The organism is Streptomyces sp. NPDC048600 (assembly GCF_055587025.1).
This window is the reverse complement of record NZ_JBVJGZ010000013.1, coordinates 56,521-71,337: the sequence shown is the minus strand read 5'-3', so window position 1 is coordinate 71,337 and position 14,817 is coordinate 56,521. Positions and strand designations below refer to the sequence as shown.

The 14,817-nt window shown below is 71.5% G+C and carries 12 protein-coding genes; 8 read left to right on the top strand and 4 right to left on the bottom strand.

The features are described 5' to 3' along the window. Nucleotides 1–234 precede the first annotated feature (234 nt). Nucleotides 235–936 carry a hypothetical protein gene (locus ACZ6SQ_RS19165; protein ID WP_469563288.1) on the bottom strand — a complete coding sequence of 234 codons (702 nt, stop codon included), beginning with the start codon at nucleotides 934–936 and terminating at the stop codon, nucleotides 235–237. A 143-nt stretch (nucleotides 937–1,079) separates the two neighbouring features. Here ACZ6SQ_RS19165 and ACZ6SQ_RS19160 point away from each other — a divergent pair, with 143 nt between their 5' ends. Continuing rightward, on the top strand, nucleotides 1,080–1,616 hold the full coding sequence (locus ACZ6SQ_RS19160; protein WP_469563284.1) for a bacterial proteasome activator family protein: 537 nt from the start codon (nucleotides 1,080–1,082) through the stop codon (nucleotides 1,614–1,616). Nucleotides 1,617–1,739: 123 nt separating this feature from the next. Here ACZ6SQ_RS19160 and ACZ6SQ_RS19155 read toward each other — a convergent pair whose 3' ends face one another. Further along, on the bottom strand, nucleotides 1,740–3,392 hold the full coding sequence (locus tag ACZ6SQ_RS19155) for a protein kinase domain-containing protein (RefSeq protein ID WP_469563282.1): 1,653 nt from the start codon (nucleotides 3,390–3,392) through the stop codon (nucleotides 1,740–1,742). Nucleotides 3,393–3,734: 342 nt separating this feature from the next. On the opposite strand from ACZ6SQ_RS19155, the gene ACZ6SQ_RS19150 reads away from it, so the two are divergent. From ACZ6SQ_RS19150 to ACZ6SQ_RS19135, 4 genes are all read left to right on the top strand, one after another. Beyond that, nucleotides 3,735–5,303, top strand: coding sequence for a protein kinase domain-containing protein (locus ACZ6SQ_RS19150; protein ID WP_469563280.1), 1,569 nt, complete (start codon nucleotides 3,735–3,737; stop codon nucleotides 5,301–5,303). 631 nt (nucleotides 5,304–5,934) lie between these two features. Beyond that, nucleotides 5,935–7,122 carry a pyruvate dehydrogenase (acetyl-transferring) E1 component subunit alpha gene (pdhA, locus tag ACZ6SQ_RS19145; protein WP_386384563.1) on the top strand — a complete coding sequence of 396 codons (1,188 nt, stop codon included), beginning with the start codon at nucleotides 5,935–5,937 and terminating at the stop codon, nucleotides 7,120–7,122. Between the two features lie 2 nt (nucleotides 7,123–7,124). Further along, nucleotides 7,125–8,105, top strand: a complete 981-nt coding sequence (locus tag ACZ6SQ_RS19140) for an alpha-ketoacid dehydrogenase subunit beta (RefSeq protein ID WP_469563275.1) — start codon at nucleotides 7,125–7,127, stop codon at nucleotides 8,103–8,105. Nucleotides 8,106–8,115: 10 nt separating this feature from the next. After that, on the top strand, nucleotides 8,116–9,546 hold the full coding sequence (locus ACZ6SQ_RS19135; protein WP_469563273.1) for a dihydrolipoamide acetyltransferase family protein: 1,431 nt from the start codon (nucleotides 8,116–8,118) through the stop codon (nucleotides 9,544–9,546). Nucleotides 9,547–9,641: 95 nt separating this feature from the next. Here ACZ6SQ_RS19135 and ACZ6SQ_RS19130 read toward each other — a convergent pair whose 3' ends face one another. Next, nucleotides 9,642–10,553, bottom strand: a complete 912-nt coding sequence (locus tag ACZ6SQ_RS19130; protein ID WP_469563270.1) for a D-alanyl-D-alanine carboxypeptidase family protein — start codon at nucleotides 10,551–10,553, stop codon at nucleotides 9,642–9,644. 184 nt (nucleotides 10,554–10,737) lie between these two features. On the opposite strand from ACZ6SQ_RS19130, the gene ACZ6SQ_RS19125 reads away from it, so the two are divergent. Beyond that, on the top strand, nucleotides 10,738–11,388 hold the full coding sequence (locus ACZ6SQ_RS19125) for a GntR family transcriptional regulator (RefSeq protein WP_386384571.1): 651 nt from the start codon (nucleotides 10,738–10,740) through the stop codon (nucleotides 11,386–11,388). Beyond that, complete coding sequence (locus ACZ6SQ_RS19120) at nucleotides 11,385–12,686, top strand: MFS transporter (RefSeq protein ID WP_469563267.1); 1,302 nt, start codon at nucleotides 11,385–11,387, stop codon at nucleotides 12,684–12,686. Before ACZ6SQ_RS19125 ends, ACZ6SQ_RS19120 begins: the two co-directional genes overlap by 4 nt. A 245-nt stretch (nucleotides 12,687–12,931) precedes the next feature. On the opposite strand, the gene ACZ6SQ_RS19115 is transcribed toward ACZ6SQ_RS19120, so the two are convergent. After that, nucleotides 12,932–13,756 (bottom strand): maleylpyruvate isomerase family mycothiol-dependent enzyme, encoded by an 825-nt coding sequence (locus ACZ6SQ_RS19115; protein ID WP_469563264.1) that lies wholly within the window; start codon nucleotides 13,754–13,756, stop codon nucleotides 12,932–12,934. 185 nt (nucleotides 13,757–13,941) lie between these two features. On the opposite strand from ACZ6SQ_RS19115, the gene ACZ6SQ_RS19110 reads away from it, so the two are divergent. Continuing rightward, nucleotides 13,942–14,760, top strand: coding sequence for a carbon-nitrogen family hydrolase (locus ACZ6SQ_RS19110; protein ID WP_469563261.1), 819 nt, complete (start codon nucleotides 13,942–13,944; stop codon nucleotides 14,758–14,760). The last annotated feature ends 57 nt before the right edge of the window (nucleotides 14,761–14,817 follow it).

The following is a 14,817-nucleotide window of genomic DNA, read 5'->3' as shown; positions in this document are numbered from 1 at the left end:
CGGGGGCTGACGGTGGGTGGGTGCGGCCGGGTTGTGGCTGGTCGCGCAGTTCCCCGCGCCCCTGAAGATTGCGCAGTTCCTCGCGCCCCTGGAGATTGCGCAGTTCCCCGCGCCCCTGAGGACGTGCGTAGTTCCCCGCGCCCCTGAGGAAGCTCGCTGTTCCTCGCGCCCCGGGAGATTGCGCAGTTCCCGGCGCCCCTGAGGACGGGCACAGTTCCCCGCGCACCTTGTGTGTCAGTCTCGGCGTAGGCGTAGGGCTATGAAGGCGAGGCCCAGGCCCAGGCCGATGAGGACCAGGCCGCTGCCCAGGGGGAGGATCTCCAGTACGGGCTCGGTGGGGATTGTGGCCTGGGGCGTCGCTGCCGAGGGGGGCCGGGCGGCCGGGGACTGCGGGGCGGTGGGGGGCACCGGGCCGGTGTCGGAGCCCTGCTCCTCCTCGGCCGGTTCCTCCTCGGCCGGTTCCTCGTCGGCGGCGGGGTCCTCCTCGGGGGCCTCCCGTCGGCCCGGGCGTTCCTGGCCCTCCCCGGCTCGGCTGCCGGCCCGGGTGGACTCGGCCTCGGGGGTCGGTTCGGTCGATTCGGCCGGTTCGGCCGGTTCCTCGGCGCGCGGGCCGGGGGCCGGGGGCCGGTGCGAGGGGCTGGCGGTGTGGGGGAAGGAGGGGGAGGGGAGGGCCGAGCCGTGGCGGTCGTCCCAGACGGGCGAGGCCGGGCCCCGGGCGGGAGGCGAGGCCGCGCCCCGCGGCCGATCGGGCCTGCCGCGGTCCGCGGAAGGACCCACGCCGTGCGTAGGCGTCCCGGACGCCACCGACTCCCGCGGTCCCGGCGGGCCCGCCGCGGCCACGCCGGGCGCGGCGTACACCCCGACACCGACCAACCCGGCCACCAGCACGACCGGTACCAGCCCCCGTACCCTCGTCCCCCACGGCCAACGGTTCACCCCCCTACCCTCACACCGCCGCCCCGCCCCGGCATGTCGGACTCCGCCACCCGAGCCCCCGAAGAATTGCCGCGGAAACGGTGGATCACCCCCCTCAGGGGGCACCACGATGATGAGCTGTACGGGTGCGAGAGAATGGCGGCATGGAGATGCCGAGGAACGAAAGGTCGCCGGAGAACCCGCAGATCCTGGTCGTGGGCCAGGACGGCATGGCGCTCAGCGGTGGCAACGGGGACGAGGACTCCCGCGAGATCCCGGTGACTGAGCAGGTCGAGCAGCCTGCCAAGGTCATGCGGATCGGCAGCATGATCAAGCAGTTGCTGGAGGAGGTGCGTGCGGCTCCCCTCGACGAGGCCAGCCGGGCCCGGCTGAAGGAGATCCACCGCAGCTCCGTGAAGGAGCTGGAGGACGGTCTGGCGCCGGAGCTGGTGGAGGAGCTGGAGCGGCTGTCGCTCCCCTTCTCGGACGGCTCGACCCCCTCCGACTCGGAACTGCGGATCGCGCAGGCGCAGTTGGTCGGCTGGCTGGAGGGTCTCTTCCACGGCATCCAGACCACGCTGTTCGCCCAGCAGATGGCCGCGCGGGCCCAGTTGGAGCAGATGCGCCGTGCCCTCCCGCCGGGCGTGGGTCACGAGGGCGACGAGCACACGGGCGGCCGCTCGGGCGGTCCCTACCTCTGAGCGACGGTCAGGACAACAGCCCCAGCCATCGAAAAGGCCCGGCCGCATCCCCGCGGCCGGGCCTTCCTTCACTTGGGCGCCGGAACCCCCGGCGGCAACCTCAGGAACCCGTCGGATTCAACTTCAGGAATCCGTCGGATTGCCCGTCGAGATGCTCAGCTGGATCTCGCCCGGGTTCTTGGGGTCGACGTCCGTGCCGGGGGCGGGGAACTGGTCCAGGACCGTGCCGTCGCCCCAGGTGTTGTTGTCGACGTCCTTCTTCTTCAGGTGCCAGCCCGCGGCCGAGAGGCACTCCCGGACGGAGGTGATGTCCTTGAACCGGAAGTCGGGGATCTTCACCTTCTCCGGGTCGTTGTAGGACTCCAGCGGCTCGGTGCACTGGGTCGAGTCGATGGTGCGGGAGGTGTCCGGCGGGCGGTAGCCCTCCTTCTGGGTGGCGGACGCGGAGGCGCTGGCCCCGCCGCCGCCCTTGCCCTCGTTCCCGCCGTCCCCGCCGTTCATCGAGATCGCGACGATCAGCCCGGCGACGGCGGCCACGGCGACCACGATCGAGCCGATGACCACCGAGCGGTTGCTCCTGCGGCCCCCGCCCGGCGCGGACGGGTGCGTCTGCGGGGTGATGTTGTACGGCGGCGGCGTCGACGCACCCGGCTGCGGCGCGTACCCGCCGGGGTGCGGCTGCTGGTAGCCGCCCTGGTGCGGATAGCCGTACGCCGGGGCAGGCGCCGGAGTCGGCGCCGGGGTGCTGTACGGGTTCACCGGCGACGGCTGGTACGGCGTCTGCACCGGCCCGCTCGGAGCCGGGGTCGCCTGGTCGACCGGCGGGAACACCGCCGAGCCCACGCCCGCGCCGCTCGCCGTAGGGGCGCCGGGGACGATGCTCGGCGCGGCCGCCTGGAAGGAGGCCGCGACACGCAGACACTCGTCACGCATGGCGACGGCTGTCGGGAACCGCTCGTTCGGGTTCTTCTTCAGCGCCCGGGTGATCAGCGCGTCGACGGCCGGCGGCAGCGCGCGGTTGATGGAGGACGCCGCCACCGGCTCCTCCTGGACGTGCGCGTACGCGATGGCCAGCGGCGAGTCCGCATCGAACGGCAGCCGCCCGGTGACCAGTTGGAACAGCATGATGCCGACCGAGTACAGGTCGGAGCGGGCGTCCACACCGCGGCCGAGGGCCTGTTCGGGCGAGAGGTACTGCGGGGTGCCGACGACCATGCCGGTCTGGGTCATCGAGGTGACCCCGGACTGCATGGCGCGCGCGATGCCGAAGTCCATGACCTTGACCACACCGCGCTTGGTCATCATCACGTTGCCGGGCTTGATGTCGCGGTGGACCAGCCCCATCTCGTGGCTGATCTCCAGCGCCGCGAGCACATCGGCGGTGACCTTCAGCGCCTTGTCGGCGGGCATCGCGCCGAACTGCCGTACGTCGTCGTCGAGCACGGAGCCGAGCGGGCGGCCCTCGACGTACTCCATGACGATGAACGGCGTCGTCATGCCGCCGACCTCGTCCTCGCCGGTGTCGAAGACGGAGACGATGTTGGTGTGCGTGAGCTTGGCCACGGCCTGCGCCTCGCGGCGGAACCGCTCGCGGAAGGCGGCCTCGCGGCCCAGTTCGGTGTGCAGCGTCTTGATCGCCACCTGGCGGTCCAGCACACTGTCGTACGCGAGGTGCACCGCGGCCATACCGCCCTGGCCCAGCAGGTCGCGCAGTTGGTAGCGGCCACCGGCGAGCGCCCGTGCCGTGTAACGGTCCTGTGCGCCGTCCTGGCTCATCGTTCTGCGTCCCCCATAGGCGCCGGCGACAGCGGCTGCTGTGCTCCCGCGTGATCGAAAACAGTTATTCCCGGCCAAGTCTGCCCCAGGGCACCGACACGTCAAGCTCGGTGCCCGTTCCGTGACCGTACGCGAAAGAAGCGTCGCGGAAGCGTTACAGCGCCCTCACGAGCAGTGCGCCGGATTTGCGCCACGGCTGGAAATCACGGTTTGATGACCGGTCCGTCTCCTGCCCAGGACGGCGCCATCTCGGACCGACGGATCGCGCGGAGGCTGTAGCGTGGCCGACGGAGACCGTAACAACACCGCGCGCACCGCGGGCAGAAACGACGGCGAGGACTGATGGCACAGCAGCAGCGCGCTCAGGGCCCGTCCGAACCCGAGGCGACTGGCGGCGGCATGTCGGACGCGCCGGAAGTCTGGGGCAACGGAGGGCTTGTCGGGGACGGCCGGTACCGGCTGACCGGCAGGCTAGGCCGGGGCGGCATGGCGGAGGTGTTCGCCGCCGAGGACGTACGCCTCGGCCGCACCGTCGCCGTCAAGCTGCTGCGCGCCGACCTAGCCGAAGACCCGGTCTCCAAGGCCCGGTTCACCCGTGAGGCACAGTCGGTCGCCGGGCTCAACCACCATGCCATCGTCGCCGTGTACGACTCCGGCGAGGACCAGGTGGGCGGCCAGGCCGTGCCGTACATCGTGATGGAGCTGGTCGAGGGCCGCACCATCCGCGACCTGCTGCTCAACGCCGAGGCGCCGGGCCCGGAGCAGGCCCTGATCATCGTGTCGGGTGTGCTGGAGGCGCTGGCGTACTCGCATCAGCACGGCATCGTGCACCGCGACATCAAGCCCGCGAACGTCATCATCACGCACAACGGCGCCGTGAAGGTCATGGACTTCGGCATCGCCCGCGCCCTGCACGGCGCGTCGACGACGATGACGCAGACCGGCATGGTCATGGGCACCCCGCAGTACCTGTCCCCGGAGCAGGCCCTCGGCAAGGCCGTCGACCACCGCTCCGACCTGTACGCGACCGGCTGCCTGCTCTACGAACTCCTCGCGCTGCGCCCGCCGTTCGTCGGCGAGACCCCGCTGTCGGTGGTCTACCAGCACGTCCAGGACATCCCGGTGCCGCCGTCGGAGGTCTCCGACGCCTCGCCGCCGGAGCTGGACGGCCTGGCGATGCGCGCGCTGGCCAAGGAGCCGGACGACCGCTTCCAGACCGCCGAGGAGATGCGCGGTCTGATGCAGTACGCCCTCCAGATGCTCTACGACCAGGGCGGCCACACCGGCACCTGGAACACCGGCCCGGTGGACATGCACGAGGGCCGGCACACCCCGGCCGGGGGCATGGCGGGCACGACGGCGCTGCCGCACCCGATGGACGGCGCGTCGGGCACCACACAGATCCCGCAGCCGATCATCCAGCCCTACGGGCGCGGCGACGACGGCGGCTTCGAGGGCCACGGCAACCGGGGCAGCGGCCGCGGCAAGCTGTGGATCCTGGCCGTCCTGGCGGTGATCGCCATCGCGGGCGGTGTCGCGCTGGCCGTGAAGAACGCCGGTGACGACGGGGGCGGCTCCGGCAAGCCCCCGTCGCCGACGGTCTCGCAGACCAAGGAAGAGGACAAGGCGACCGAGGAGCCGTCCGACGAGGCGACCGAGGAGCAGCCGACGGACCAGCAGACGGAGGACGACAACGGCGGCGGGGGCGGCTGGGACTACACCCCGACCCCGACCCCGTCGTGGACGCCTTCCGTCTCGGCCTCGACCTCGCCGACCGGTGAGCCGACGGACACCGAGCCGACGGACCCGGAGACGACCCCCGAGCCCACCGATGTCGAGCCGACCCCCGAGCCCACCGATGTCGAGCCGACGGGCACGGCCGGAGCGGACGCCGGCGGCGTCGCGGGCTGAGGCGGCACCGGGCGCCGGGCGGCACCCGCAGAGCACGGAAACGACGGGGCTCCACGCACACGCGTGGGGCCCCGTTCCGCTGTCCCGGTCCTCGCCGTTCCGCCGTCCGGGTCCCTGCCGACGGCGTCGGCCGAAGACCGTTCACCCGAACGGGTGCGACTCGTCCCGGCCCTGGTGGGAACGGATGTGCGCCCCTGATAAAAGGGGGAGCGAACTGCCGTCGGAACCGTACAAACAGACCGCCCCTATTTATTACCGACCGGTTGGTTCACCTCGGCTTCACTCCAAGAAGGCTCTTCCCGTGGCCCGGTTCACCGGGATAACGTGCCGTAGCTTCGGCCCCCTGCAAGGCTGTGACCAGGAGTTGTTCCCGGCATTCGCGATTTACTTGGAAATCCAAGCAAAATCGCAGGTCAGGAGGCGTTTCACAGAAATGTGGCGCACTGGGTAACGTGCTTTTTGCAGGGTGCTCGCCGGGGCACCTGTCACGCCTGTCCCCTACGAGCCGCACCCACCCCGTGCGCCCCGTAGGCCCCACAGGTGAGCCGCTCCCCCAGGCTCCTGAACGGAGCCGGGGGGACCCCCAGGCAGCCCGGCGAACCCGGGGAGCCGGACCGACGGAGGAGCACACGTGAGCGTGGAGAGCACTGCCGCGCGCAAGCCGCGAGGCGGCGCCGGAAGCAAGGCCGGCACCACCGCTACCAAGCGCACCACCCGCGCGAGCAGCAGGAAGAGCGACGAGCCCGAGCTCGTGCAGCTGCTGACCGCCGAGGGCGAGCGCGTCAAGAACGCCGAGTACGACAAGTACGTCGCCGGCATCACCCCCGAAGAGCTCCGCGGCCTGTACCGCGACATGGTGCTCACCCGACGCTTCGACGCCGAGGCCACCTCCCTGCAGCGCCAGGGCGAGCTGGGCCTGTGGGCGTCGCTGCTCGGCCAGGAGGCCGCCCAGATCGGCTCCGGCCGGGCGCTGCGCGACGACGACTACGTCTTCCCGACCTACCGCGAGCACGGCGTCGCCTGGTGCCGCGGGGTCGACCCGACCAACCTGCTGGGCATGTTCCGCGGCGTGAACAACGGCGGCTGGGACCCCAACAGCAACAACTTCCACCTGTACACGATCGTCCTCGGCTCGCAGACCCTGCACGCCACCGGCTACGCCATGGGCATCTCCAAGGACGGCGCGGACTCCGCGGTGCTCGCGTACTTCGGCGACGGCGCCTCCAGCCAGGGCGACGTCAACGAGTCGTTCGTCTTCTCGGCGGTCTACAACGCCCCGGTCGTGTTCTTCTGCCAGAACAACCAGTGGGCGATCTCCGAGCCCATCGAGAAGCAGACCCGCGTCCCGCTCTACCAGCGCGCCCGCGGCTTCGGCTTCCCCGGCGTCCGGGTCGACGGCAACGACGTCCTGGCCTGCCTCGCGGTGACCCGCGCGGCCCTGGAGCGCGCCCGGCGCGGCGAGGGCCCGACGCTGGTCGAGGCGTTCACGTACCGCATGGCCGCCCACACCACCTCCGACGACCCGACCCGCTACCGCCGCGACGCGGAGCGCGAGGCGTGGGAGGCCAAGGACCCGATCCTGCGCCTGCGGGCCTACCTGGAGAACGAGGGCCACGCCGACGCGGCCTTCTTCGAGGAGCTCGAGACGGAGAGCGAGGCGCTCGGCAAGCACGTCCGCGAGGTCGTCCGGGCCATGCCCGTACCGGAGCACATGGCGATCTTCGACAACGTGTACGCGGACGGGCATGCGCTCGTCGACGAGGAGCGCGCGCAGTTCGCCGCCTACCAGGCGTCCTTCGCGGGCGGAGAGGCCGAGTAATCATGGCTGTTCAGACACTTCCTCTCGCGAAGGCGCTCAACGAGTCGCTGCGCAAGGCCCTGGAGACGGACCCCAAGGTCGTCATCATGGGCCTGGACGTCGGCAAGCTGGGCGGAGTCTTCCGGATCACCGACGGCCTCCAGAAGGACTTCGGCGAGGACCGGGTCATCGACACCCCGCTCGCCGAGTCCGGCATCGTCGGCACCGCCATCGGACTCGCGCTGCGCGGCTACCGGCCGGTCGTGGAGATCCAGTTCGACGGCTTCGTCTTCCCGGCGTACGACCAGATCGTCACCCAGCTCGCGAAGATGCGGGCCCGGTCGCTCGGCGCCGTGAAGGTGCCGGTCGTCATCCGCATTCCGTACGGCGGCGGCATCGGCGCCGTCGAGCACCACTCCGAGTCCCCCGAGTCGCTCTTCGCGCACGTCGCGGGCCTCAAGGTCGTCACCCCGGCGAACTCCTCCGACGCCTACTGGATGCTCCAGCAGGCGATCCAGAGCGACGACCCGGTCATCTTCTTCGAGCCCAAGCGCCGCTACTGGGACAAGGGCGAGGTCGACACCGACGCCATCCCGGGCGAGCTGCACAAGGCCCGCGTCGCCCGCGAGGGCACGGACCTCACGCTCGCCGCGTACGGCCCGATGGTGAAGACCTGCCTGGAGGTCGCCGCCGCGGCCGCCGAGGAGGGCAAGTCCGTGGAGGTCCTGGACCTGCGCTCGGTCTCGCCGCTCGACTTCGACACCATCCAGGCCTCGGTGGAGAAGACCCGCCGTCTGGTCGTGGTCCACGAGGCGCCGGTGTTCTTCGGTTCCGGCGCGGAGATCGCCGCCCGGATCACCGAGCGCTGCTTCTACCACCTGGAGGCCCCGGTGCTCCGGGTCGGCGGCTACCACGCCCCGTACCCGCCGGCCCGCCTGGAGGAGGAGTACCTGCCGGGCCTGGACCGGGTGCTCGACGCCGTCGACCGTGCCCTGGCGTACTGAGGAGAGGGTCGTGACGACGATGACTGAAGCGTCCGTGCGCGAGTTCAAGATGCCCGACGTGGGCGAGGGACTCACCGAGGCCGAGATCCTCAAGTGGTACGTCCAGGTCGGTGACACCGTCACCGACGGACAGGTGGTGTGCGAGGTCGAGACCGCCAAGGCGGCCGTCGAACTGCCCATCCCCTACGACGGTGTCGTGCGCTCCCTGCACTTCCCCGAGGGCACCACGGTCGACGTGGGCACGTCGATCATCGCGGTGGACGTGTCGGGCGGGGCCGCTCCGGCCGAGGCCCCGGCGCCTGCCGCGGCTCCCGCCGCGGCGCCCGCTCCGGCCGCCCAGGACGAGGCCGCCGAGCCGCAGGGCCGCCAGCCCGTGCTCGTCGGCTACGGCGTGGCCGCCAGCTCCACCAAGCGCCGCCCGCGCAAGGGCGCGGAGGCTCCCGCGGCCAAGGTCCAGGCCGCCGTGCAGGGCGAGCTGAACGGCCACGCGCCGGTGGCTCCGGCCGTGCCCGCGCTCGGGCGTCCCCTGGCCAAGCCGCCCGTGCGCAAGCTGGCCAAGGACCTCGGCGTCGACCTGGCCACGGTCGTGCCGACCGGCCCGGACGGCATCATCACCCGCGAGGACGTGCACAGGGCGGCGGCCCCGCAGGTGGAGGCCCCGGCTCCGGCGGCGGCCCCGGCCGCGGCCCCCGTGGCGGCTTCCGTGCCCGCGCCCGCGCCGGCGGCGTCGTACGACACCGCGCGGGAGACCCGTATCCCCGTCAAGGGCGTGCGGAAGATGACCGCGCAGGCGATGGTCGGCTCGGCCTTCACGGCGCCGCACGTCACCGAGTTCATCACGGTCGACGTCACGCGCACGATGAAGCTCGTCGAGGAGCTCAAGCAGGACAAGGACATGCAGGGGCTGCGGGTCAACCCGCTGCTGCTGATCGCCAAGGCCCTGCTGGTCGCCATCAAGCGCAACCCGGACGTCAACGCGTCCTGGGACGAGGCGAACCAGGAGATCGTGCTCAAGCGGTACGTGAACCTGGGCATCGCCGCGGCCACCCCGCGCGGTCTGATCGTGCCGAACATCAAGGACGCGCACGACAAGACGCTGCCGCAGCTCGCCGAGGCGCTCGGTGAGCTGGTGTCCACCGCGCGCGAGGGCAAGACCTCGCCCGCGGCGATGCAGGGCGGCACCGTGACGATCACCAACGTCGGCGTCTTCGGCGTCGACACCGGCACCCCGATCCTCAACCCGGGCGAGTCGGCGATCCTCGCGGTCGGCGCGATCAAGCTCCAGCCGTGGGTCCACAAGGGCAAGGTGAAGCCGCGTCAGGTGACCACCCTGGCGCTGTCCTTCGACCACCGCCTGGTCGACGGCGAGCTCGGCTCCAAGGTGCTCGCGGACCTCGCGGCGGTCCTGGAGCAGCCCAAGCGGCTGATCACCTGGGCGTGAGCCGGTAGGCGGACACAGAGAAGGGGCCCGTCGCCGTGGAGGCGACGGGCCCCTTGTCGTGTGTGCCGTGCCGGTGACGCGAGTGCGTCAGGGCATCAGCTGATGCGGGCGTAGCCGTAGGTGATGAGCTTCTTCACGTCCGCGGTGCGGTTGGCCTCGGAGGAGGACGACAGGACCGCGCCGACCACCTGCTCGCCGTTGAGCGTGGCGGAGAAGACCAGGCAGTACTTGGCGTCGGGGCCGGAGCCGGTCTTGACGCCGAGCGTGCCGTTCCAGCCGAGCAGGGTGTTGGTGTTGTTCCAGGGCGCCATCGTGCGGGTGGAACCGGAGCTGGTGATCGTCTTCGCCGTGTACGACTTCGTCTTCACGACGGCCCGGAACGTGGCGCTCGTCATCGTGCTGCGGGCGAGCTTCGTCAGGTCGCGCGGCGTCGAGTAGTTGGCGCCGTTGCTCAGACCGTCGAACGAGTCGAAGTGTGTGTTGGTCATGCCCAGGGTCTTGGCCATGTTGTTCATCCGGGCGATGAAGTTCGCGGTGCGGGCCTTGACCGTGGTGCCGGTGCCGAACTTGTCGGCGAGGGCCATGGCGGCGTCGCAGCCGGAGGGCAGCATCATCCCGTACAGGAGCTGACGGACGCTGACCTTGTCGCCGACGATCAGGCGGGCCGACGAGGGGTAGCCCTCGGCGACCATGTAGTCGCTGACCTCTCGACGGATCGTCACCTTGGTGTCCAGGGTCACGCTCGTCGCCGGCGAGAGCCGTGAGAGCACGACCTTGGCCGTCATGATCTTCGTCGTGGAGGCGGTGAGCCTCTTGGTGTCGCCGTACTTCGTGTACAGCGTCGCGCCGGTCGCGCCGTTCATCACGAACCCGCCCTTGGCGGTGATCGTGGGCACGGTCACGGCCTGTGCGGGGGCGGCGGCGACCGCGCCCGCGGTGATCATGGCGCCGGTGGTGAGCCCGACCGTGATGGCTCTGCGGATCCGGGCGCCCGAAATGCTACTCATCAAGAGAATTACCCCGAATTTAGTGTCAAGTCTCTTTTGTCGTGGCCCCATTGGGAGGGGAAAACAGGGCCGCACGGATGAGACACGTGGGGGCAGTGAATGGTTGTGCTCCGGTTTCAGGGAATTCGGGTCCGCATCCTGGACGACGGTCCGCATGCGTACGTGTTGTATCTATCCTGTCGCCATGACCATGGCCGTGAAGCAACCCCCCGCCGCCGAACGCGTCTACAGTCACGTCAAACAGGGCGTCCTGGACCGCCGCTACGAAGGCGGCACGCTGCTCACCGAGGGCGAGCTCGCCGAGGCCGTGGGGGTCTCCCGCACCCCGGTGCGCGAGGCGTTGCTGCGGCTGGAGGTCGAGGGGCTGATCCGGCTCTACCCGAAGAAGGGCGCCCTGGTGCTGCCCGTCTCCGCGCAGGAGATCGCGGACGTGGTCGAGACCCGGCTGCTCGTCGAGGAGCACGCCGCGCGCAAGGCCGTCCCCGCGCCCGCCGGGCTGGTCCAGCGCCTGGAGGAGCTGCTCGAACGGCAGAAGCGGCAGGCCGCCGAGGGCGATCTGGCCGCCGTCGCGGTCACCGACCGCTGCTTCCACGCCGAGATCGTCCGCAGCGGTGGCAACGAGATCCTCTCCCGCCTCTACGACCAGCTGCGCGACCGGCAGCTGCGCATGGGCGTGGCCGTGATGCACTCCCATCCCGACCGCATCGCAAAGAACATCACCGAGCATCAGGAGATCCTCGACGCGCTGCGCGCCGGGGACGCGGAGGCCGCCGTCGAGCGGGTCCACCGGCACGTCGGCTGGTTCTCCCTGCTGGCCCGGGGAGAGGTGCGATGAGTGCCGTCGCACCCGCGCTGCCGGGCGACCCTCCCGGCGGGCGACGCGCCGTCGCCGTCTGGGGCGTCGGTGTCTCCGTCTACTTCGTCGCCGTCATCTTCCGTACCTCGCTGGGGGTCGCGGGCCTCGACGCGGCCGACCGCTTCGGTGTGAACGCCTCGGCCCTGTCGACGTTCTCGATCCTCCAGCTGCTGGTCTACGCCGGGATGCAGATACCCGTCGGCCTGCTCGTGGACCGGCTCGGCACCAAGAAGGTGCTCGGGCTGGGGGTGGTGCTGTTCACGGCGGGGCAGCTCGGTTTCGCCCTCTCCCCCTCGTACGGGACGGCGCTGGCCTCGCGCGCGCTGCTCGGGTGCGGGGACGCGATGACGTTCATCAGCGTGCTGCGGCTCGGCACGCGGTGGTTCCCCGCGCGGCGCGGGCCGCTGATCGCGCAGCTCGCGGGGCTGGTGGGGATGGCCGGCAACCTCGTCTCCACGCTGGTGCTGGCCCGGCTGCTGCACGAGGTCGGCTGGACGGCCGCGTTCGCCGGCAGCGCGCTGGCGGGCGTGGTGGTCCTCGCGCTGTTGCTGCTGTTCCTGCGGGACCACCCCGAGGGGCACGAGCCGGAGCCGCCGTCGCATCGGGGGAGCGCGTATGTGCGGCGGCAGATCGCGGCGTCCTGGCGGGAGCCGGGGACCCGGCTGGGGCTGTGGGTGCACTTCACCACGCAGTTCCCGGCGATGGTGTTCCTGCTGCTGTGGGGGCTGCCGTTCCTGGTCGAGGCGCAGGGGCTCGGGCGGGGGACGGCGGGGGCGCTGCTGACGCTCGTCGTGCTGTCCAACATGGCGGTGGGGCTCGTCTACGGCCAGATCGTCGCCCGGCATCACGGGGCGCGGCTGCCGTTGGCGCTCGGGACCGTGGGGGCGACGGCGCTGCTGTGGGCTGTGACGCTGTACTGGCCCGGGGCGGCGGCGCCGATGTGGCTGCTCGTGACGTTGTGCGCGGTACTGGGGGCGTGCGGGCCGGCGTCGATGATCGGGTTCGACTTCGCGCGGCCGGCGAATCCGCCGGAGCGGCAGGGGACGGCGTCCGGCATCACCAACATGGGGGGCTTCGTCGCCTCCATGACCACCCTGTTCGCGGTGGGGGTGCTGCTGGACGCGACGGGGGGCGACTACCGGGTCGCGTTCTCCGCGGTGTTCCTGCTCCAGGGGCTCGGGGTGTCGCAGATACTGCGGTTGCGGCGGCGGGCGGCTCTGCGGGAGCGGGAGCGGTTGGTTGCGAGCCGGGTGTCCTCAGTTCACGTCCCCGTGTGAGGCGGGGCGGCGCTGGTGCCGGGCCACCGGGGGCTCCGCCCCCGGACCCCCGGACCTGTGTCCGCCCACCGCCCGGAACTGGCGTCGGGGAGCACCCGGGGCTCCGCCCCGGACCCCGGGACCTTTGCTCGCCCACCGACCGGAACTGGCGTCGGGGAGTTTCCGGGGCTCCGCCCCGGGGCCTGTGTCCGCCCACCGCCCGGAACTCGCGTCGGAGTGGTGGGCTTCGACGCTCGCGTGACCCGTTACCTCGTCACCGTGAAGTTCGTCAGGATCGCCTTGGCCAGTTCCGGGTCGCCCTCCGCCTTGACGCGGTCGGCGACCGCCTCGGGGGTGACGCGGCCGCAGGCGAGGCGGACGAAGGTCTCCCAGTCGAGGGTGAAGGCGGCGGCGGGGCCGAGGGCGGGGGCGGTCTCCAGGGTGCCCCGGCCCTGGATGTCGACGCGGATCGTGCGCAGGAACTCGACCGGGCCGTGCACGTCGAAGACCACGGCCGAGCTGCGCGGCGCGTTCGCGCGCCCGGCGACGACGTCGGGCAGGGCCTCCAGCAGCAGGTCACGGGCGATGTGCGCGCCGGGGGAGTCGAGGTTGCCGGGGCGGCCGAGGGCGGTGCGCAGGTCCTGCTCGTGCGCCCACACCTCGAAGGCGTGGCCGCGCATGGCGTCCTCCAGCGTCAGCTCCGTGCCGAGCGGGCCGCGGACCTTGGTGCCGGGGTCGCGGGACTCGTTGCGCAGCTGGCGGTTGCGGCGGATGACCGTGTACTCCAGCTCGGCGGTCATCTCCGGCGCGGTGTGGTGACGGCGGACGTCGACCTGCATCTCCATGTACCGCTGGTGGTCGTTGGAGACGTGGAACAGGTCGCGCGGCAGCGTGTGGATCGGACGCGGGTCGCCGAGCATCTCGCAGTCCAGGCCGATGACATGGGAGACGACGTCGCGCACGGACCAGGCCGGGCACGGCGTGCGGCGGTTCCAGTCGGCCTCCACCAGCCCCTGCACGAGCTCGGATATCGCGTCGATGGAGTGGGTCCAGGCGTCGGCGTAGGGCTGGAGGGTGGGATGCAGACTCACGGAACGGGACCCCTCGGCGGTCGGAGCACGGGCAGGTTATGGCGGCGTTGCCAGTGGGAGGTGGCGGCGGCTGTCGGCGGGTGTCTTGAGACGTTAAGTTACGCTGCTCCGAGGCACCCCGGCAGTGCTTTCGTGTGACGATCGTAGGCCCGAGTGGACAACTCGAATGCCAGGACGGTGGTACTGTGCGCGCTTCCCTTCTCCAGATCGCCGTAGACGAGGGCGAATCGGTCGCCGCCCGCCGGGAACGGGTCGCCGCGCTCGTGCGGGAACAGGCCGGAGCCGACCTCGTGGTGCTGCCGGAGCTCTGGACCACCGGGGCGTTCGCCTACGAGGAGTTCGGGAGCGAGGCCGAGCCGCTGCACGGGCCGACGTACGAGGCCATGGCGAAGGCGGCGAGCGACGCGGGTGTGTGGCTGCACGCGGGCTCCGTCCCCGAACGCGGCACCTCCGCCCCAGGCTCGGCCGAGGACGAGGGCCCGCTCTACAACACCTCGCTCGTCTTCGCGCCGAACGGCGACCTGGCCGCCGTGTACCGCAAGATCCACCGCTTCGGCTTCGACAAGGGCGAGGCCGTGCTGATGAGCGCGGGCGGGGAACTGGTGACGGTCCGTCTGCCGGAGACGACCCTGGGCGTGGCGACCTGCTACGACCTCCGCTTCCCGGAACTCTTCCGCGGGCTCGTCGACGCCGGTGCCGAGACGCTGGTCGTCCCGGCGGGCTGGCCGGAGCGGCGGCGGGCCCACTGGACGCTGCTGGCGCAGGCGCGGGCGGTGGAGAACCAGGCGTTCGTCCTCGCCTGCGGAACGGCCGGGACGCATGCCGGGGTCCCGCAGGCCGGTCACTCGATCGTGGTCGACCCCTGGGGCGAGGTGCTCGCGCAGGCGGGGCCGGACGAGGAGATCCTCACCGTGGACCTCGACATGACGAGGGTGACGGCGACCCGGGAGCAGTTCCCGGCCCTGAAGGACCGCGTCCTCGGCCTGGAGCCGCCCCGCCGCTGAGCCCGGACGGCCGGCCGCCGGACCGGCTCCCCGCTGTCGGACCGGCTCCCCGCTGTC

Bases quoted from the DNA above. Each gene is read 5' to 3' on its own strand.
- ACZ6SQ_RS19160 (WP_469563284.1), top strand. From the start codon at position 1,080: ATGGAGATGCCGAGGAACGAAAGGTCGCCGGAGAACCCGCAGATCCTG.
- ACZ6SQ_RS19155 (WP_469563282.1), bottom strand. From the start codon at position 3,392: ATGAGCCAGGACGGCGCACAGGACCGTTACACGGCACGGGCGCTCGCC.
- ACZ6SQ_RS19150 (WP_469563280.1), top strand. From the start codon at position 3,735: ATGGCACAGCAGCAGCGCGCTCAGGGCCCGTCCGAACCCGAGGCGACT.
- ACZ6SQ_RS19140 (WP_469563275.1), top strand. From the start codon at position 7,125: ATGGCTGTTCAGACACTTCCTCTCGCGAAGGCGCTCAACGAGTCGCTG.
- ACZ6SQ_RS19130 (WP_469563270.1), bottom strand. From the start codon at position 10,553: ATGAGTAGCATTTCGGGCGCCCGGATCCGCAGAGCCATCACGGTCGGG.
- ACZ6SQ_RS19125 (WP_386384571.1), top strand. From the start codon at position 10,738: ATGACCATGGCCGTGAAGCAACCCCCCGCCGCCGAACGCGTCTACAGT.
- ACZ6SQ_RS19120 (WP_469563267.1), top strand. From the start codon at position 11,385: ATGAGTGCCGTCGCACCCGCGCTGCCGGGCGACCCTCCCGGCGGGCGA.